This is a genomic window from Escherichia sp. KTE114 (assembly GCF_000407765.1).
Classification (GTDB): domain Bacteria; phylum Pseudomonadota; class Gammaproteobacteria; order Enterobacterales; family Enterobacteriaceae; genus Escherichia; species Escherichia ruysiae.
Map to the genome: position 1 here is coordinate 3,784,016 of NZ_KE136626.1, position 16,562 is coordinate 3,800,577.

Genomic DNA, 16,562 nt, shown 5'->3' on the forward strand with positions numbered 1-16,562 from the left:
TGAGTTCAGAGGCTACATACATGTCATGGCAGCAATTCAAGCAAGCCTGGTTGATTAAATTCTGGGCCCCCATCCCCGCAGTCATCGCGGCGGGTATTCTCTCCACTTATTATTTTGGCATCACCGGCACCTTTTGGGCAGTGACGGGTGAATTTACCCGCTGGGGCGGTCAGCTCCTGCAACTGTTTGGCGTCCATGCTGAAGAGTGGGGTTATTTTAAAATAATCCATCTGGAAGGATCGCCATTAACCCGCATCGACGGGATGATGATTTTGGGTATGTTTGGCGGCTGTTTTGCCGCTGCTCTGTGGGCCAACAACGTTAAATTACGTATGCCGCGCAGCCGTATCCGCATTATGCAGGCCATTATTGGCGGCATTATCGCCGGTTTCGGCGCGCGTCTGGCGATGGGCTGTAACCTGGCCGCGTTCTTCACCGGTATTCCGCAATTCTCGCTGCACGCCTGGTTCTTTGCCATCGCCACCGCCATCGGTTCATGGTTTGGTGCGCGCTTTACCCTACTGCCGATGTTCCGCATCCCGGTAAAAATGCAGAAAGTCTCTGCCGCATCACCGCTAACACAAAAACCGGATCAGGCACGGCGTCGCTTCCGCCTCGGTATGCTGGTATTTTTCGGTATGCTGGGCTGGGCGCTGCTGACAGCAATGAACCAACCGAAGCTGGGGCTGGCGATGCTGTTTGGCGTCGGCTTTGGCTTACTGATTGAACGCGCGCAAATCTGTTTTACCTCGGCGTTCCGCGATATGTGGATCACCGGACGAACCCATATGGCGAAAGCGATCATTATCGGTATGGCGGTGAGTGCCATCGGTATTTTCAGTTATGTACAGTTAGGCGTAGAACCGAAAATCATGTGGGCGGGTCCGAACGCTGTCATTGGTGGGTTACTGTTTGGTTTTGGTATTGTTCTGGCAGGCGGCTGTGAAACTGGCTGGATGTACCGCGCGGTGGAAGGCCAGGTGCACTACTGGTGGGTTGGACTGGGCAACGTTATCGGCTCGACGATTCTGGCTTATTACTGGGATGATTTCGCCCCGGCGCTGGCAACCGACTGGGACAAAATCAACCTGCTGAAAACCTTTGGCCCAATGGGCGGCCTGCTGGTGACATATTTACTGCTGTTCGCTGCGTTAATGTTGGTTATCGGCTGGGAGAAACGCTTCTTCCGCCGTGCGGAGCCGCAAACTGCTAAGGAGATCGCATGAAAAATATCGTTCCTGATTATCGTCTTGATATGGTGGGCGAACCCTGCCCTTATCCAGCGGTCGCTACTCTTGAGGCGATGCCGCAGTTAAAGAAAGGTGAGATCCTCGAAGTGGTCAGCGATTGCCCGCAGTCAATTAACAATATTCCGCTGGATGCACGTAATCACGGCTATACCGTACTGGATATCCAGCAAGATGGACCGACCATTCGTTATTTGATTCAAAAGTAATCTTTTCTCCCGCTGTTTCAGGCAGCGGGAGTGTCTATAGTACGCGATATATCAGATAAATATTCTCAAGGATTTATGGCAATCCTGAAATGAATTAGTGATGAAGCATCTCATCCACAATTTCTTTCGTCTGTAACTGATAAGGATAATAAGTTGGCCAGTTGTCCATCTCTTCAAGTAATTGCTGTTGTGACGTATTCCCCATAAATATATGGAAATGAGAGGATTTTCGGGGGGCAATTATATGATCGCTAAACTGCACAAACTTAGGTGCTTTACTGGCTGGTTCCTGGCACTCAAACAGATAACGAACCCCTTTCTTTCCTGATTTATATGTCAATATCTTAAATCCACTATAATTATATTTACAGGAAGTCACCTCCTCTCCTCTGTGGAACTCCATAACACCATTTTCGATACCGATTGTGTCAATATCCGTCGCATATCCTTGCTGATAGTAGGACTTAATATCCGCAAATGATTTACCCGGATCTTTTTCTGCTTTCATTTTAAAAACAGGATCAAGGTCACCACTTTGAAGCAAGGGATATATCGATTGCCAAACACCCTCCCAGTCAGTAAGTTTTCTATCTTTCACGTTATTATCATCAAAAATACCCTCTGCTGCTTTTTGTTCTATTTCTGTCAGTGGTGCCCCATGTGAATGATGCCCATGAGCAAGTGCATAGTTGCCAGTCAATAGTAACCCCAGCGCAAAAGCCAATTTATTAACAACCATCATCCAGCTTATCCTCCCGCTTCAACATTCGCCAAATGTTATAACATAACATTTGGCGAATGCAATACTGAAGAACGAATAGCAAAACCTAACCAGACACACGCATCATAACCCTATATTTAGTACGTCTTTATCACCAGCATTAAGTCATCGGATCTGATTGAAGGAATAACACCAATCATGCAAACTACAAACTCTCACAACTAACAAGAGATTATTCCCCCTGATGGATCAGGTTGCTATTTTCCAAAAGATGTTTGAGCAAGTGAGAACGGAGCTAAACTTTTCCTGGTTTTACACAGAGTTAAAACGTCATCATATTGCGCATTACATTTACTATCTTGCTACAGATAACATTAGGATCGTCACACACGATGACAAGGTGTTGTTAATAAGAGGAAGCAGAAACCTATTAAAAGTCAGTGCCACTAAGAACCCTGAGCAAGTAATAAAAGCAGCCCGGACTCACATTTCCAGAAAGTCTACTTTTCGGGAATATTGTATAACGCTCGCGAATGCGGGTGTCTTCCGGTGGGTTACTGACGTTAATGATAATAAACGTCGTTACTATTCTATCGATAATACACTCTTATATATTGAAGATGTTGAGAACAATAAACCCTTAATTTAGATGTATTAGCTCATCGCAGATCTGACAGTTATCCGTTATTTGTACAGGTATCTGTCAGATTATCTCTTCCCTGACACCACTCACGCTCCATAGCAACGTTCAGGCGGGAGGCTCATGGAAAACACCTGGCAAAAATTGTTATATTATAACAACAATAGTTTTACCATGACTGAGGAGAACACACATGAAAATCAATGGTGTAAGTAAAGCCATTTTTCTTTTTGCACTGCTAACCTCAACGGCCTCTGCCGCTGGCAAGGACGTTAATGTTGAGTTCAGGAAGGGTCATAGTAGTGCGCAGTACTCAGGAGAGATAAAGGGATACGATTACGACACATATAACTTCTATGCCAAAAAAGGCCAGAAGGTGCACGTCAGTATCTCCAATGAGGGTGCTGATATTGTCCTCTTTGGGCCCGGAATCAGCGATTCGGTTGATCTCTCCAGATACTCTCCCGAACTTGATGACAATGGTCAGTACATCCTTCCCGCTTCCGGTAAATATGAGCTAAGAGTGCTTCAAACCCGCAATGACGCTCGTAAAAACAAGGCTAAAAAATACAGCGTCAACATACAGATTAAGTAAACAGAGACCGACGGGGCTATCCCCGTCATTACTTTCCTGTACCTGAAAATGACTGTCAGTAACAGACAGGAGCTGGCTGTGACACGGTTTCCCCACATCACACCTACTGGCGCGAGCGACAAACCCACGCCCTGTTTACGCGTTAAATACTTGCTGCTTTAACCGTCTGAATGGCGTGGGGATATATCGGTAAGTGTTACCTAAAAATACGATTAATTTTATGGTTTAAACCTTTTTTAGTTATTAGTAAGATACATGCGCTTCCAAAAAAGCTGGGAAATTCAACAACTCTTGGAAAATTTTTGGCCTTGTCCCGCGGCTCCAATCCGACAGCCGCGTTTCTTTTCACTGTTTAATCCATCGCTAACTTACAAACTTTACCTTCAGGCTTTCAAACGCGGAATACAAAAGATCGGCTGCACGGGAGAAAAGAGTCTGGATTGTATCCAGTGCAAAGCGTTGTGGATGGCAGAAAACAATCAGGAGCAGGTATCTATTTTAAATAAGAAATTGAGTGAGTTTGCCCCATCCATGCCCCACGCTGTGGGATCGGATGTCATTAAACATGCATAGTCAACAGGTTATAAAACCTACACCTGCATGGACATCACTTCCTGGTACGCTGCCACCAGCTTATTACGCACCTGAATCCCCATTTGCATCGAAACCGACGCTTTTTGCATATCGGCCATCACATCGTTTAGCGCCACGCCGGGCTCGCCGAGGGTGAATTTTTCTGCCTGCGTGCGGGCGGCGGTTTGCGTATCGCTTATGCGATCGAGAGCGGCATGAAGTTGTCCGGCAAAACTGATAGTGGGTTGCGACAGCGGCTCCTGGGCACGCGCACTCATTGCCGTGGCCTGTAACTGGCTGATAACCCCTTCGATCCCTTGTATAGCTGACATACTCATCTCCCAAATAGTTTCTGGTAGCAGAGCCTATCAGCAAGTCAATAAGATAAAGGCGTTAAATAACGATAAAAAAACGGGTTAATTGGCGCATAGAAAAAAATAAAACCACAAATAATGAGGCCGTTAATTTTTCGAGTGTGCTGACCCGGGAGTGCGTCTTGTTCCACTTTGCCAATACCGCCGTCTATCATCTGCCGCGAGGTGCGCGATGAATACGACCGCAGCCCAGACAAAATCTCTTGAGTGGCTCAATCGCCTACGCGCGAATCCGAGAATCCCCCTGATTGTTGCTGGTTCCGCTGCGGTGGCAGTGATAGTCGCGTTTATTCTGTGGGCAAAAGCCCCTGATTACCGCACGTTATTCAGCAATCTTTCCGATCAGGATGGCGGCGCAATCGTCAGCCAACTGACGCAAATGAATATTCCTTACCGCTTCAGCGAAGCCAGCGGCGCGATTGAAGTTCCGGCCGATAAAGTTCACGAGTTGCGTCTGCGTCTGGCGCAGCAAGGCTTGCCTAAAGGCGGTGCTGTTGGGTTTGAGCTGCTCGATCAGGAAAAATTTGGTATCAGCCAGTTCAGCGAACAGGTGAATTATCAGCGGGCGCTGGAAGGCGAGCTTTCTCGTACCATCGAAACTATCGGCCCGGTAAAAGGGGCGCGCGTGCATCTGGCGATGCCAAAGCCCTCTTTATTTGTTCGTGAACAAAAATCTCCTTCGGCATCAGTGACGGTAAATTTGTTGCCAGGCCGCGCGCTGGATGAAGGACAAATTAGCGCCATTGTACATCTGGTTTCCAGCGCGGTTGCTGGTCTGCCTCCGGGAAATGTCACGTTGGTGGATCAGAGTGGACATCTGTTAACCCAGTCCAACACCAGCGGACGCGATCTTAATGACGTCCAGTTGAAATATGCCAGCGATGTCGAAGGACGTATTCAGCGACGTATTGAAGCGATCCTGTCGCCTGTTGTCGGCAACGGTAATATTCACGCCCAGGTGACGGCACAGCTGGACTTCGCCAGTAAAGAGCAAACAGAAGAACAGTATCGCCCTAACGGCAACCAATCACAGGCGGCGCTCCGCTCACGCCAGCTTAATGAGAGCGAGCAAAGCGGTTCCGGTTATCCGGGCGGCGTACCGGGCGCGTTGTCGAATCAACCAGCGCCTGCGAATAACGCACCAATCAGTACGCCTCCGGCAAATCAAAATAATCGCCAGCAGCAGGCGAGCACCACCAGCAATAGTGGGCCGCGCAGCACGCAGCGTAATGAAACCAGTAACTACGAAGTCGATCGCACCATTCGTCATACCAAGATGAACGTGGGCGATGTGCAACGCTTATCCGTTGCGGTAGTGGTGAATTACAAAACGTTGCCAGATGGCAAACCGTTGCCTCTCAGCACCGAACAGATGAAGCAGATTGAAGATCTGACCCGCGAAGCGATGGGCTTTTCAGAAAAACGTGGCGACTCGCTCAATGTCGTCAACTCGCCATTCAATAGCACTGACGAAAGCGGTGGAGAACTGCCGTTCTGGCAACAGCAAGCGTTTATCGATCAGTTGCTGGCTGCCGGGCGCTGGTTGCTGGTGCTGCTGGTGGCGTGGCTGCTGTGGCGTAAAGCGGTACGCCCGCAGCTAACACGTCGCGCCGAGGCGGTGAAAGCTGTACAGCAACAGGCACAGACCCGCGAGGAAGTGGAAGATGCGGTGGAAGTTCGCCTGAGCAAAGATGAACAACTGCAGCAACGCCGGGCTAACCAACGTCTGGGGGCAGAGGTAATGAGCCAGCGTATCCGTGACATGTCTGATAACGATCCGCGCGTGGTGGCGCTGGTCATTCGCCAGTGGATAAATAACGACCATGAGTAACCTGACAGGCACCGAAAAGAGCGTCATCCTGCTAATGACCATTGGCGAAGACCGGGCGGCTGAGGTATTCAAACACCTATCCCAGCGCGAAGTGCAAACCCTGAGTGCGGCGATGGCGAACATCACGCAGATCTCCAACAAGCAGTTAACTGAAGTGCTGGCAGAGTTTGAGCAAGAAGCTGAACAGTTTGCGGCACTGAATATCAACGCCAACGATTATCTGCGTTCGGTGCTGGTCAAAGCCCTTGGTGAAGAGCGTGCCGCCAGCCTGCTGGAAGATATTCTCGAAACCCGCGATACCGCCAGCGGCATCGAAACGCTCAACTTTATGGAACCGCAGAGCGCCGCCGATCTGATTCGTGATGAGCATCCGCAGATTATCGCCACCATTCTGGTGCATCTGAAGCGCGCGCAGGCCGCCGATATTCTGGCGTTGTTCGATGAACGCCTGCGCCACGACGTGATGTTGCGTATCGCCACCTTTGGCGGCGTACAGCCTGCCGCGCTGGCGGAACTGACCGAAGTACTCAATGGCCTTCTCGACGGTCAGAATCTCAAACGCAGCAAAATGGGCGGCGTGAGAACGGCGGCCGAAATTATCAACCTGATGAAAACCCAGCAGGAAGAAGCCGTTATTACCGCCGTGCGTGAATTTGACGGCGAGCTGGCGCAGAAAATCATCGACGAGATGTTCCTGTTCGAAAATCTGGTGGATGTCGACGATCGCAGCATCCAGCGCCTGTTGCAGGAAGTGGATTCCGAATCGCTGCTGATCGCCCTGAAAGGTGCCGAGCAGCCACTGCGCGAGAAATTCCTGCGCAATATGTCGCAGCGTGCCGCCGATATTCTGCGCGACGATCTCGCCAACCGTGGTCCGGTGCGTCTGTCGCAGGTCGAGAACGAGCAGAAGGCGATTCTGCTGATTGTGCGCCGTCTTGCCGAAACCGGCGAGATGGTGATTGGCAGCGGCGAGGATACCTATGTCTGATAATCTGCCGTGGAAAACCTGGACACCGGACGATCTCGCGCCGCCGCAAGCGGAGTTTGTGCCCATGGTCGAGCCAGAAGAGATCACCCCTGAAGAGGCCGAACCCAGCCTTGAGCAACAACTGGCGCAACTGCAAATGCAAGCCCATGAGCAAGGTTATCAGGCGGGAATTACCGAAGGTCGCCAGCAAGGCCACGAACAAGGCTATCAGGAAGGAATCGCTCAGGGGCTGGAACAAGGACTGGCGCAAGCAAAATCCCAGCAAGCGCCGATTCATGCCCGGATGCAACAGCTGGTCAGCGAATTTCAAACCACACTTGATGCGCTTGATAGTGTGATTGCTTCGCGCCTGATGCAGATGGCGCTGGAAGCGGCGCGTCAGGTGATCGGCCAGACGCCAACGGTGGACAATACGGCGTTGATTAAGCAGATCCAGCAATTGTTACAGCAAGAACCGTTATTCAGCGGCAAACCGCAACTGCGCGTACACCCGGACGATCTGCAACGTATTGATGAAATGCTCGGCGCAACCTTAAGTTTGCATGGCTGGCGGTTGCGGGGCGATCCGACACTCCATCCCGGCGGCTGTAAAGTCTCCGCCGATGAAGGCGATCTCGACGCCAGTGTCGCCACTCGCTGGCAAGAACTCTGCCGTCTGGCAGCGCCGGGAGTAGTGTAATGACCACGCGCCTGACACGCTGGCTAACCACACTGGACAACTTTGAAGCCAAAATGGCGCAGTTGCCTGCGGTGCGTCGCTACGGGCGATTAACCCGCGCCACCGGGCTGGTACTGGAAGCTACCGGATTGCAATTGCCGCTCGGCGCAACCTGTGTGATTGAACGCCAGAACGGCACTGAAACTCACGAAGTAGAAAGCGAAGTGGTTGGCTTTAACGGTCAACGGCTGTTTTTAATGCCTCTGGAGGAAGTGGAAGGCGTACTACCTGGCGCGCGCGTTTATGCCAAAAATATCTCCGGCGACGGCCTGCAAAGCGGCAAGCAGTTACCGCTAGGTCCGGCGTTGTTAGGTCGGGTTCTGGACGGCAGCGGTAAACCGCTCGATGGCCTGCCCTCCCCCGATACGACCGAAACCGGTGCGCTGATTACCCCGCCATTTAACCCATTGCAACGCACGCCAATTGAACATGTGCTGGACACGGGCGTGCGTCCAATCAATGCCTTGCTTACCGTCGGGCGCGGGCAGCGCATGGGACTTTTTGCCGGTTCCGGCGTCGGTAAAAGTGTGCTGCTGGGAATGATGGCGCGTTACACCCGCGCCGATGTGATTGTCGTGGGTTTGATTGGCGAGCGTGGGCGCGAAGTAAAAGATTTTATTGAGAACATCCTCGGTGCTGACGGACGTGCTCGTTCGGTGGTGATCGCCGCACCGGCAGATGTTTCTCCGCTCCTGCGAATGCAGGGTGCCGCCTATGCCACGCGTATTGCCGAGGATTTTCGCGATCGTGGTCAGCATGTGTTGCTGATTATGGATTCCCTCACCCGCTACGCGATGGCCCAGCGTGAGATTGCGCTGGCGATTGGCGAACCGCCAGCCACCAAAGGTTATCCACCGTCGGTGTTTGCCAAATTGCCGGCACTGGTCGAGCGTGCCGGAAACGGCATTAGCGGCGGCGGTTCGATTACCGCGTTTTATACCGTGCTCACCGAAGGCGATGACCAGCAGGACCCGATTGCTGACTCCGCGCGGGCAATCCTCGACGGTCACATTGTGCTGTCTCGCCGACTGGCGGAAGCCGGGCACTATCCAGCTATCGATATTGAAGCGTCGATCAGCCGTGCAATGACGGCGTTGATCAGCGAGCAACATTATGCGCGAGTGCGCACATTCAAACAGTTGTTGTCGAGCTTTCAGCGTAATCGCGATCTGGTCAGTGTCGGCGCTTACGCCAAAGGCAGCGATCCAATGCTCGATAAAGCCATCGCCCTGTGGCCGCAGCTGGAGGGCTATTTGCAACAAGGTATTTTTGAACGCGCGGACTGGGAAGACTCTCTCCAGGGGCTGGAACGTATTTTTCCGACAGTGTGACTAAGCAGGAGATAACAGCAGATGGCAGAACATGGCGCACTGGCGACCCTGAAAGATCTGGCAGAAAAAGAGGTGGATAACGCCGCACGTCTGTTGGGTGAAATGCGTCGCGGATGTCAGCAGGCAGAAGAACAACTCAAAATGCTGATCGATTATCAGAATGAATATCGAAATAACCTGAATAGCGATATGAGTGCCGGGATGACCAGCAACCGCTGGATCAACTATCAGCAGTTTATTCAGACGCTGGAAAAAGCCATTACCCAGCATCATCAGCAACTTACGCAGTGGACACAAAAAGTTGATGTTGCCCTGAATAACTGGCGGGAGAAAAAACAACGTTTGCAGGCCTGGCAGACACTGCAGGAACGACAATCCACGGCGGCGCTGCTGGCAGAAAACCGCCTCGATCAGAAAAAGATGGATGAGTTCGCCCAGCGCGCCGCCATGAGGAAACCAGAATGATTCGCTTAGCGCCCTTGATTACCGCTGACGTTGACACCTCCGCACTGCCCGGCGGCAAAGCCAGTGATGCCGCACAAGATTTTCTCGCGTTGTTGAGCGGGGCGTTAGCAGACGCTACAACAACCGACAAAGCTGCGATCCGGTTGCAGGTGGCGACAGATAAGCCCGCGACAAAAGGCGAGTCGCTGGTCAGCGATATTCTGACCGACGCGCAACAACCGGATTTACTGATCCCTGCGAATGAAACACTGCCAGTCATCAACGACGAACAATCCACATCAACACCGTTAACCACCGCTCAGGCCATTACGCTGGCAGCGGGGTCAGACAAAAACGCAGTAAAAGACGAAAAAGCGGATGATCTGAATGAAGATGTTACCGCCAGCCTGAGTGCCCTTTTTGCGATGTTGCCAGGTTTTGACAATACGCCCAAAGTGACTGATACGCCGTCAACAGTGTTATCGACAGAGAAGCCAACGCCCTTCACAAAACTGACTCCTGCGCAACTCACCACAGCGCAGCCTGACGACGCCCCTGGCGCCCCAGCTCAGCCATTAACACCGCTGATTGCTGAAGCCCAGAGTAAAGCGGAAGTCATCAGCACGCCTTCGCCGGTGACCGCTGCCGTCAGTCCGCTAATCACTTCGCACCAGACGCAGCCACAGCCCACCGTCGCAGCGCCTGTTTTGAGTGCACCGCTGGGTTCTCACGAATGGCAACAATCCTTAAGTCAGCATATTTCGCTGTTTACCCGCCAGGGGCAACAAAGTGCCGAGCTGCGTTTGCATCCGCAGGATTTAGGCGAAGTGCAAATCTCCCTTAAGGTGGATGACAACCACGCGCAAATCCAGATGGTTTCACCGCATCAGCACGTTCGCGCCGCACTGGAAGCTGCTCTGCCAGTACTGCGAACACAACTGGCTGAAAGCGGTATTCAGTTGGGGCAGAGCAATATCAGCGGCGAGAGTTTTAACGGTCAGCAGCAGGCCGCCTCCCAGCAACAGCAAAACCCGCGCACAGCAAACCATGAACACCTGGCTGTCGAAGATGACGATGCCCTGCCGGTTCCCGCCTCTTTACAAGGGCGTGCAACAGGCAATAGCGGCGTTGATATTTTCGCCTAACGTCAGAGGTGGCACCGTAATCCACGTCTTTTCCCCGCTTTGCCGCGCTTAAGACACAGGATAATTAGCCGATAAGCAGTAGCGACACAGGAAGACCGCAACACATGACTGATTACGCGATAAGCAAGAAAAGCAAGCGATCGCTTTGGCTCCCGATCCTGGTATTCATTACTCTCGCGGCCTGTGCCAGCGCGGGTTACAGCTACTGGCATTCACGTCAGGCTGCTACTGACGACAAAGCACAGCAACGCGTCGTGCTCTCACCTGTCTTCTATGCGCTGGACACTTTTACGGTCAATCTTGGCGATGCGGATCGCGTGCTTTATATCGGCATAACGCTGCGGCTGAAAGATGAAGCCACCCGTTCGCGCCTGAGCGAGTATTTGCCGGAAGTCCGCAGTCGCTTGCTGTTACTGTTTTCGCGCCAGGATGCCGCCGTGCTGGCAACTGAAGAAGGCAAGCAAAAGTTGATTGCCGCAATTAAAGCCACACTCTCCACCCCGCTTGTTGCCGGGCAACCGAAACAGGATGTCACCGACGTGCTGTATACCGCTTTTATTCTGCGATAACGACATGGGCGATAGTATTCTTTCTCAAGCTGAAATTGATGCGCTGTTGAATGGTGACAGCGAGGTCAAAGACGAACCGACAACCAGTGCTGGCGGCGAAAGTGACATTCGTCCGTACGACCCCAATACCCAACGTCGGGTTGTGCGCGAACGTTTGCAGGCGCTGGAAATCATTAATGAACGTTTTGCCCGCCATTTCCGCATGGGGCTGTTCAACCTGCTGCGCCGTAGCCCGGACATTACCGTCGGGGCGATCCGCATACAGCCGTATCATGAATTTGCCCGCAATCTGCCGGTGCCAACCAACCTGAACCTTATCCACCTGAAACCGCTGCGCGGCACCGGGCTGGTGGTGTTCTCGCCAAGTCTGGTGTTTATCGCCGTGGATAACCTGTTTGGCGGTGATGGTCGCTTCCCGACCAAAGTAGAAGGTCGTGAGTTTACGCATACCGAACAGCGCGTCATCAATCGCATGTTGAAGCTGGCGCTTGAAGGCTATAGCGACGCCTGGAAGGCGATTAATCCGCTGGAAGTGGAGTACGTGCGTTCGGAAATGCAGGTGAAATTTACCAATATCACCACCTCGCCAAACGACATTGTGGTTAACACGCCTTTTCATGTCGAGATTGGCAACCTGACCGGCGAATTTAATATCTGCCTGCCATTCAGCATGATCGAGCCGCTACGGGAATTGTTGGTTAACCCGCCGCTGGAAAACTCGCGTAATGAAGATCAGAACTGGCGCGATAACCTGGTGCGTCAGGTGCAGCACTCACAGCTGGAACTGGTCGCCAACTTTGCCGATATATCGCTGCGCCTGTCGCAGATTTTGAAACTGAAACCCGGCGATGTCCTGCCGATAGAAAAACCCGATCGCATCATTGCCCATGTTGACGGCGTTCCGGTACTGACCAGCCAGTACGGCACCATCAACAGTCAGTATGCGTTACGGATAGAACATTTGATTAACCCGATTTTGAATTCTCTGAACGAGGAACAGCCCAAATGAGTGACTTGAATAATCCGGCCGATGACAACAACGGCGCAATGGACGATCTGTGGGCTGAAGCGTTGAGCGAACAAAAATCAACAAGCGGCAAAAGCGCGGCTGAAGCCGTGTTCCAGCAGCTTGGCGGCGGCGACGTCAGTGGAACATTGCAGGATATCGACCTGATTATGGATATTCCGGTTAAGCTGACCGTCGAGCTGGGTCGCACACGTATGACCATCAAAGAGCTGTTGCGTCTGACGCAAGGGTCAGTCGTGGCGCTGGACGGTCTGGCGGGCGAACCGTTGGATATTCTGATCAACGGCTATTTAATCGCCCAGGGCGAAGTGGTGGTGGTTGCCGATAAATATGGCGTGCGGATCACAGATATCATTACCCCGTCTGAGCGAATGCGCCGCCTGAGCCGTTAGTGATGAATAACCACGCCACTGTGCAATCTTCCGCGCCGGTTTCCACCGCACCGCTACTTCAGGTGAGCGGCGCACTAATCGCCATTATTGTCCTGATCCTCGCCGCTGCCTGGCTGGTAAAACGGCTGGGATTTGCCCCTAAACGCACAGGCGTTAACGGTCTGAAAATTAGCGCCAGCGCCTCGCTGGGCGCGCGTGAACGGGTCGTGGTGGTCGATGTGGACGATGCACGGCTGGTACTCGGCGTTACCGCAGGGCAAATCAATTTGCTGCATAAACTTCCCCCTTCAGCACCCACAGAAGAGATACCACAGGCCGATTTTCAGTCGGTCATGAAAAATTTGCTCAAGCGTAGCGGGAGATCCTGATGCGTCGTTTGTTGTCTGTCGCGCCGGTTCTTCTCTGGCTGGTTACGCCCCTCGCGTTCGCCCAACTGCCAGGCATCACCAGCCAACCGCTACCTGGCGGTGGACAAAGCTGGTCGCTCCCGGTGCAGACGCTGGTGTTCATCACCTCGTTGACGTTTATTCCGGCGATTTTACTGATGATGACCAGCTTCACCCGCATCATCATTGTTTTTGGTTTATTGCGTAACGCGCTGGGAACGCCCTCCGCACCGCCCAACCAGGTATTGCTGGGGCTGGCGCTGTTTTTGACCTTTTTTATTATGTCTCCGGTGATCGACAAAATTTATGTCGATGCATACCAGCCATTCAGCGAAGAGAAAATATCAATGCAGGAGGCGCTGGAAAAAGGGGCGCAGCCGCTGCGTGAGTTTATGCTGCGTCAGACCCGCGAAGCAGATTTAGGGTTGTTTGCCAGACTGGCGAATACTGGCCCGTTGCAGGGACCGGAGGCTGTGCCGATGCGCATTTTGCTCCCGGCCTACGTGACCAGCGAGTTGAAAACCGCATTCCAGATAGGCTTCACGATTTTCATTCCTTTTTTGATTATCGACCTGGTGATTGCCAGCGTGTTGATGGCGTTGGGGATGATGATGGTCCCTCCAGCCACCATTGCGCTGCCCTTTAAACTTATGCTGTTTGTGCTGGTGGATGGCTGGCAATTGCTTGTCGGTTCGCTGGCGCAAAGCTTTTACAGCTAGAGAGGCAAAATGACACCCGAATCGGTCATGATGATGGGGACAGAAGCGATGAAAGTCGCGCTGGCGCTGGCTGCCCCGCTGCTGCTGGTGGCGCTGGTCACTGGCCTTATCATTAGCATTTTGCAGGCTGCCACGCAGATTAACGAAATGACGTTGTCGTTTATTCCGAAAATCATCGCCGTATTTATCGCCATTATTATTGCCGGACCGTGGATGCTCAATCTGTTGCTGGATTACGTCCGCACCTTGTTCACTAACCTGCCGTATATCATCGGGTAGCCGTGCTATGTTGCAGGTGACGAGCGATCAATGGCTTTCCTGGTTAAGTCTGTATTTCTGGCCGTTACTGCGCGTGCTGGCGCTCATTTCTACCGCGCCCATTTTGAGTGAACGCAGCGTGCCGAAACGGGTGAAACTGGGTCTCGCAATGATGATCACGTTCGCCATAGCTCCGGCATTACCTGCCAACGATGTTCCCATTTTTTCGTTTTATGCCCTCTGGCTGGCAATGCAGCAGATCCTGATTGGCATTGCGCTTGGCTTTACCATGCAATTTGCTTTCGCCGCTGTACGAACCGCAGGCGAAATTATCGGTCTGCAAATGGGGCTGTCATTTGCGACGTTTGTGGATCCTGGTAGCCATCTCAATATGCCCGTCTTAGCACGCATCATGGATATGCTGGCGCTACTGCTGTTCCTGACATTTAACGGTCATTTATGGTTGATTTCGCTGCTGGTCGATACCTTTCACACCCTGCCGATTGGCGGTGAGCCGCTTAACAGCAATGCGTTTCTGGCACTCACCAAAGCGGGAAGTTTGATTTTCCTCAACGGATTTATGCTGGCATTACCGCTTATTACCCTGCTGCTGACGCTGAATCTGGCGCTGGGATTACTTAATCGTATGGCTCCGCAATTATCAATATTCGTTATCGGTTTTCCATTAACTCTGACAGTCGGCATTTCATTAATGGCAGCATTAATGCCGCTAATTGCTCCATTTTGCGAACATTTATTTAGTGAAATTTTTAATTTACTGGCAGATATTATTAGTGAATTTCCAGCAATATGATTCCGTAATGTTTATCGTGTTATCCTAAGGATTATCTGAAAAATAAAATCAGACAACATCTTCCAGGATACTCCTGTGGCGAAATATTTGTTTTAAGCTCACTCACATATCGCAACATTTACTTTACTTTAAGACAATTCCAGGCAAATTATACAACACTTTACGGGATAGTAAGTCCGCCTGAAAAATCGCGAGAGTGGCGCATTAGGTGACCCATGTTGTTCCGTTTAGTCATGATGAAATATTCAGGTAAGGGGAATTATCGTTACGCATTGAGTGAGGGTATGCCATGTCAACGATTATTATGGATTTATGTAGTTACACCCGACTAGGTTTAACCGGGTATCTGTTGAGCAGAGGGGTTAAAAAAAGAGAAATCAACGACATCGAAACCGTTGATGACCTTGCCATCGCTTGTGATTCACAGCGCCCTTCAGTGGTGTTTATTAATGAGGACTGTTTTATCCACGATACTTCTAACAGTCAGCGCATCAAGCACATCATTAATCAACATCCCAATACGTTATTTATCGTTTTTATGGCGATTGCCAACGTTCATTTTGATGAATATCTGTTGGTCAGAAAAAATTTATTGATCAGTTCCAAATCGATTAAACCGGAATCTCTCGATGATATCCTTGGCGATATTCTGAAAAAAGAGACAACGATGGCCACTGTTTTAAATATGCCGACGTTATCATTGAGCCGAACCGAATCGAGTATGTTGCGAATGTGGATGGCAGGTCAGGGAACCATTCAAATCTCCGACCAAATGAATATCAAAGCCAAGACTGTTTCATCGCATAAAGGCAATATTAAACGTAAGATCAAAACGCATAATAAACAGGTTATCTATCATGTCGTCCGACTGACGGATAATGTGACTAATGGTATTTTTGTCAACATGCGCTAACACATTCTGACTGGTGGTTTCCCACCAGTCAGGCTGAATGAAATTACTCTGCTTTCTCCACAAAGATACCGTCCTGATGCCCTGCCTCATTAAAGAACCAGATGCCGAGCGGGTAGTCTTCCAGCGAAACCAGGTACATTGTGCCTTCACTAAACTCCTCAACTGCCAGTACCACGCCAGGACGACGCGGACCGCCATCCGTTTTGACTGTTACCCGATCATTCACCTTCATCATTTTCCTCCTGTGGCTTTGTGCCAGTGTAGAACAATTTCGTTTTTCTGGCAGCGTCGGGCGCGCGCGAGTGCTGATTTTCTCGACGGTCTATACTTAAGAGATGCCTGGCTGACATAACGGTCGGCAGCAACAAATGAGTAACGGTTGCGAGGAAAGATGATGAAGACCGCAAAAGAGTACAGCGATACCGCAAAACGAGAGGTCAGCGTCGATGTCGATGCCCTGCTGGCGGCGATCAATGAAATTAGCGAAAGCGAAGTTCATCGCAGCCAGAGCGATTCAGAACACGTCAGCGTTGATGGGCGTGAATATCATACATGGCGTGAATTAGCGGATGCCTTTGAGCTGGATATCCATGACTTTAGCGTCTCGGAAGTGAACCGCTAAATGTAACATAAAAAAATCCCGACCCTTGTGGGGGTCGGGATGAAAC

General features: G+C 51.3%; 22 protein-coding genes. 19 read left to right on the forward strand and 3 right to left on the reverse strand.

Features of this window, described 5'->3' with window-relative positions; all coding sequences use genetic code 11:
- Positions 1–20 precede the first annotated feature (20 nt).
- Positions 21–1,226: a selenium metabolism membrane protein YedE/FdhT gene (yedE, locus tag WC5_RS03235; protein ID WP_000118926.1), complete on the forward strand. Its 1,206-nt coding sequence runs from the start codon at positions 21–23 to the stop codon at positions 1,224–1,226.
- Positions 1,223–1,456, forward strand: coding sequence for a sulfurtransferase-like selenium metabolism protein YedF (yedF, locus tag WC5_RS03230; RefSeq protein ID WP_000790504.1), 234 nt, complete (start codon positions 1,223–1,225; stop codon positions 1,454–1,456). The genes yedE and yedF overlap by 4 nt, the downstream gene beginning before the upstream one ends.
- 94 nt (positions 1,457–1,550) lie before the next feature.
- On the opposite strand, the gene zinT is transcribed toward yedF, so the two are convergent.
- Positions 1,551–2,198 (reverse strand): metal-binding protein ZinT, encoded by a 648-nt coding sequence (zinT, locus tag WC5_RS03225; protein ID WP_000989852.1) that lies wholly within the window; start codon positions 2,196–2,198, stop codon positions 1,551–1,553.
- Positions 2,199–2,421: 223 nt separating this feature from the next.
- Here zinT and WC5_RS03220 point away from each other — a divergent pair, with 223 nt between their 5' ends.
- Positions 2,422–2,826, forward strand: coding sequence for a DUF1398 family protein (locus WC5_RS03220; protein WP_000373062.1), 405 nt, complete (start codon positions 2,422–2,424; stop codon positions 2,824–2,826).
- Positions 2,827–3,010: 184 nt separating this feature from the next.
- On the forward strand, positions 3,011–3,412 hold the full coding sequence (gene pliG, locus WC5_RS03215) for a g-type lysoyme inhibitor PliG (protein WP_000700155.1): 402 nt from the start codon (positions 3,011–3,013) through the stop codon (positions 3,410–3,412).
- A gap of 590 nt (positions 3,413–4,002) precedes the next feature.
- Here the strand turns inward: pliG and fliE are convergent.
- Positions 4,003–4,317 (reverse strand): flagellar hook-basal body complex protein FliE, encoded by a 315-nt coding sequence (gene fliE, locus WC5_RS03210; RefSeq protein WP_016231789.1) that lies wholly within the window; start codon positions 4,315–4,317, stop codon positions 4,003–4,005.
- A gap of 214 nt (positions 4,318–4,531) precedes the next feature.
- Between fliE and fliF the strand changes: the two genes are divergently transcribed.
- The 14 genes from fliF (at position 4,532) to rcsA (ending at position 15,894) form a co-directional block, all read left to right on the forward strand.
- Positions 4,532–6,190, forward strand: a complete 1,659-nt coding sequence (gene fliF / locus WC5_RS03205; protein WP_001098222.1) for a flagellar basal-body MS-ring/collar protein FliF — start codon at positions 4,532–4,534, stop codon at positions 6,188–6,190.
- Positions 6,183–7,178 carry a flagellar motor switch protein FliG gene (gene fliG / locus WC5_RS03200; protein ID WP_000067965.1) on the forward strand — a complete coding sequence of 332 codons (996 nt, stop codon included), beginning with the start codon at positions 6,183–6,185 and terminating at the stop codon, positions 7,176–7,178. Before fliF ends, fliG begins: the two co-directional genes overlap by 8 nt.
- Positions 7,171–7,857 (forward strand): flagellar assembly protein FliH, encoded by a 687-nt coding sequence (gene fliH / locus WC5_RS03195; RefSeq protein ID WP_016231790.1) that lies wholly within the window; start codon positions 7,171–7,173, stop codon positions 7,855–7,857. Before fliG ends, fliH begins: the two co-directional genes overlap by 8 nt.
- The gene (gene fliI, locus WC5_RS03190; protein WP_000213312.1) at positions 7,857–9,227 is read left to right on the forward strand and encodes a flagellar protein export ATPase FliI; all 1,371 of its coding nucleotides are present in this window, start codon (positions 7,857–7,859) and stop codon (positions 9,225–9,227) included. Before fliH ends, fliI begins: the two co-directional genes overlap by 1 nt.
- 21 nt (positions 9,228–9,248) lie before the next feature.
- The gene (gene fliJ / locus WC5_RS03185) at positions 9,249–9,692 is read left to right on the forward strand and encodes a flagellar export protein FliJ (protein ID WP_000807573.1); all 444 of its coding nucleotides are present in this window, start codon (positions 9,249–9,251) and stop codon (positions 9,690–9,692) included.
- Entirely contained in the window at positions 9,689–10,816 is a 1,128-nt protein-coding gene (locus WC5_RS03180) for a flagellar hook-length control protein FliK (RefSeq protein WP_000620049.1), read from the forward strand. The genes fliJ and WC5_RS03180 overlap by 4 nt, the downstream gene beginning before the upstream one ends.
- Before the next feature lie 104 nt (positions 10,817–10,920).
- Positions 10,921–11,385: a flagellar basal body-associated protein FliL gene (gene fliL / locus WC5_RS03175; protein WP_000133128.1), complete on the forward strand. Its 465-nt coding sequence runs from the start codon at positions 10,921–10,923 to the stop codon at positions 11,383–11,385.
- 4 nt (positions 11,386–11,389) lie between these two features.
- Complete coding sequence (gene fliM / locus WC5_RS03170) at positions 11,390–12,394, forward strand: flagellar motor switch protein FliM (protein WP_010351026.1); 1,005 nt, start codon at positions 11,390–11,392, stop codon at positions 12,392–12,394.
- Positions 12,391–12,804 carry a flagellar motor switch protein FliN gene (gene fliN, locus WC5_RS03165; protein WP_001281689.1) on the forward strand — a complete coding sequence of 138 codons (414 nt, stop codon included), beginning with the start codon at positions 12,391–12,393 and terminating at the stop codon, positions 12,802–12,804. Before fliM ends, fliN begins: the two co-directional genes overlap by 4 nt.
- A gap of 2 nt (positions 12,805–12,806) precedes the next feature.
- Positions 12,807–13,172, forward strand: coding sequence for a flagellar biosynthetic protein FliO (gene fliO, locus WC5_RS03160; protein ID WP_010351023.1), 366 nt, complete (start codon positions 12,807–12,809; stop codon positions 13,170–13,172).
- Entirely contained in the window at positions 13,172–13,909 is a 738-nt protein-coding gene (fliP, locus tag WC5_RS03155; RefSeq protein WP_001253450.1) for a flagellar type III secretion system pore protein FliP, read from the forward strand. Before fliO ends, fliP begins: the two co-directional genes overlap by 1 nt.
- Before the next feature lie 9 nt (positions 13,910–13,918).
- Positions 13,919–14,188, forward strand: a complete 270-nt coding sequence (gene fliQ, locus WC5_RS03150; protein WP_000187358.1) for a flagellar biosynthesis protein FliQ — start codon at positions 13,919–13,921, stop codon at positions 14,186–14,188.
- A gap of 7 nt (positions 14,189–14,195) precedes the next feature.
- Positions 14,196–14,981: a flagellar biosynthetic protein FliR gene (fliR, locus tag WC5_RS03145; RefSeq protein ID WP_000942310.1), complete on the forward strand. Its 786-nt coding sequence runs from the start codon at positions 14,196–14,198 to the stop codon at positions 14,979–14,981.
- A gap of 289 nt (positions 14,982–15,270) precedes the next feature.
- Entirely contained in the window at positions 15,271–15,894 is a 624-nt protein-coding gene (rcsA, locus tag WC5_RS03140) for a transcriptional regulator RcsA (RefSeq protein ID WP_000104005.1), read from the forward strand.
- Positions 15,895–15,937: 43 nt separating this feature from the next.
- Here rcsA and dsrB read toward each other — a convergent pair whose 3' ends face one another.
- Positions 15,938–16,126 (reverse strand): protein DsrB, encoded by a 189-nt coding sequence (dsrB, locus tag WC5_RS03135; RefSeq protein WP_000867217.1) that lies wholly within the window; start codon positions 16,124–16,126, stop codon positions 15,938–15,940.
- A gap of 162 nt (positions 16,127–16,288) precedes the next feature.
- Between dsrB and yodD the strand changes: the two genes are divergently transcribed.
- Positions 16,289–16,516: a peroxide/acid resistance protein YodD gene (gene yodD, locus WC5_RS03130; protein WP_010346997.1), complete on the forward strand. Its 228-nt coding sequence runs from the start codon at positions 16,289–16,291 to the stop codon at positions 16,514–16,516.
- Positions 16,517–16,562: the final 46 nt, after the last annotated feature.

What these genes read in the sequence shown, in the direction of transcription:
- yedE (WP_000118926.1), top strand. Translation starts at nt 21, where the DNA reads ATGTCATGGCAGCAATTCAAGCAAGCCTGGTTGATTAAATTCTGGGCC.
- yedF (WP_000790504.1), top strand. Translation starts at nt 1,223, where the DNA reads ATGAAAAATATCGTTCCTGATTATCGTCTTGATATGGTGGGCGAACCC.
- zinT (WP_000989852.1), bottom strand. Translation starts at nt 2,198, where the DNA reads ATGATGGTTGTTAATAAATTGGCTTTTGCGCTGGGGTTACTATTGACT.
- WC5_RS03220 (WP_000373062.1), top strand. Translation starts at nt 2,422, where the DNA reads ATGGATCAGGTTGCTATTTTCCAAAAGATGTTTGAGCAAGTGAGAACG.
- pliG (WP_000700155.1), top strand. Translation starts at nt 3,011, where the DNA reads ATGAAAATCAATGGTGTAAGTAAAGCCATTTTTCTTTTTGCACTGCTA.
- fliE (WP_016231789.1), bottom strand. Translation starts at nt 4,317, where the DNA reads ATGTCAGCTATACAAGGGATCGAAGGGGTTATCAGCCAGTTACAGGCC.
- fliF (WP_001098222.1), top strand. Translation starts at nt 4,532, where the DNA reads ATGAATACGACCGCAGCCCAGACAAAATCTCTTGAGTGGCTCAATCGC.
- fliG (WP_000067965.1), top strand. Translation starts at nt 6,183, where the DNA reads ATGAGTAACCTGACAGGCACCGAAAAGAGCGTCATCCTGCTAATGACC.
- fliH (WP_016231790.1), top strand. Translation starts at nt 7,171, where the DNA reads ATGTCTGATAATCTGCCGTGGAAAACCTGGACACCGGACGATCTCGCG.
- fliI (WP_000213312.1), top strand. Translation starts at nt 7,857, where the DNA reads ATGACCACGCGCCTGACACGCTGGCTAACCACACTGGACAACTTTGAA.
- fliJ (WP_000807573.1), top strand. Translation starts at nt 9,249, where the DNA reads ATGGCAGAACATGGCGCACTGGCGACCCTGAAAGATCTGGCAGAAAAA.
- WC5_RS03180 (WP_000620049.1), top strand. Translation starts at nt 9,689, where the DNA reads ATGATTCGCTTAGCGCCCTTGATTACCGCTGACGTTGACACCTCCGCA.
- fliL (WP_000133128.1), top strand. Translation starts at nt 10,921, where the DNA reads ATGACTGATTACGCGATAAGCAAGAAAAGCAAGCGATCGCTTTGGCTC.
- fliM (WP_010351026.1), top strand. Translation starts at nt 11,390, where the DNA reads ATGGGCGATAGTATTCTTTCTCAAGCTGAAATTGATGCGCTGTTGAAT.
- fliN (WP_001281689.1), top strand. Translation starts at nt 12,391, where the DNA reads ATGAGTGACTTGAATAATCCGGCCGATGACAACAACGGCGCAATGGAC.
- fliO (WP_010351023.1), top strand. Translation starts at nt 12,807, where the DNA reads ATGAATAACCACGCCACTGTGCAATCTTCCGCGCCGGTTTCCACCGCA.
- fliP (WP_001253450.1), top strand. Translation starts at nt 13,172, where the DNA reads ATGCGTCGTTTGTTGTCTGTCGCGCCGGTTCTTCTCTGGCTGGTTACG.
- fliQ (WP_000187358.1), top strand. Translation starts at nt 13,919, where the DNA reads ATGACACCCGAATCGGTCATGATGATGGGGACAGAAGCGATGAAAGTC.
- fliR (WP_000942310.1), top strand. Translation starts at nt 14,196, where the DNA reads ATGTTGCAGGTGACGAGCGATCAATGGCTTTCCTGGTTAAGTCTGTAT.
- rcsA (WP_000104005.1), top strand. Translation starts at nt 15,271, where the DNA reads ATGTCAACGATTATTATGGATTTATGTAGTTACACCCGACTAGGTTTA.
- dsrB (WP_000867217.1), bottom strand. Translation starts at nt 16,126, where the DNA reads ATGAAGGTGAATGATCGGGTAACAGTCAAAACGGATGGCGGTCCGCGT.
- yodD (WP_010346997.1), top strand. Translation starts at nt 16,289, where the DNA reads ATGAAGACCGCAAAAGAGTACAGCGATACCGCAAAACGAGAGGTCAGC.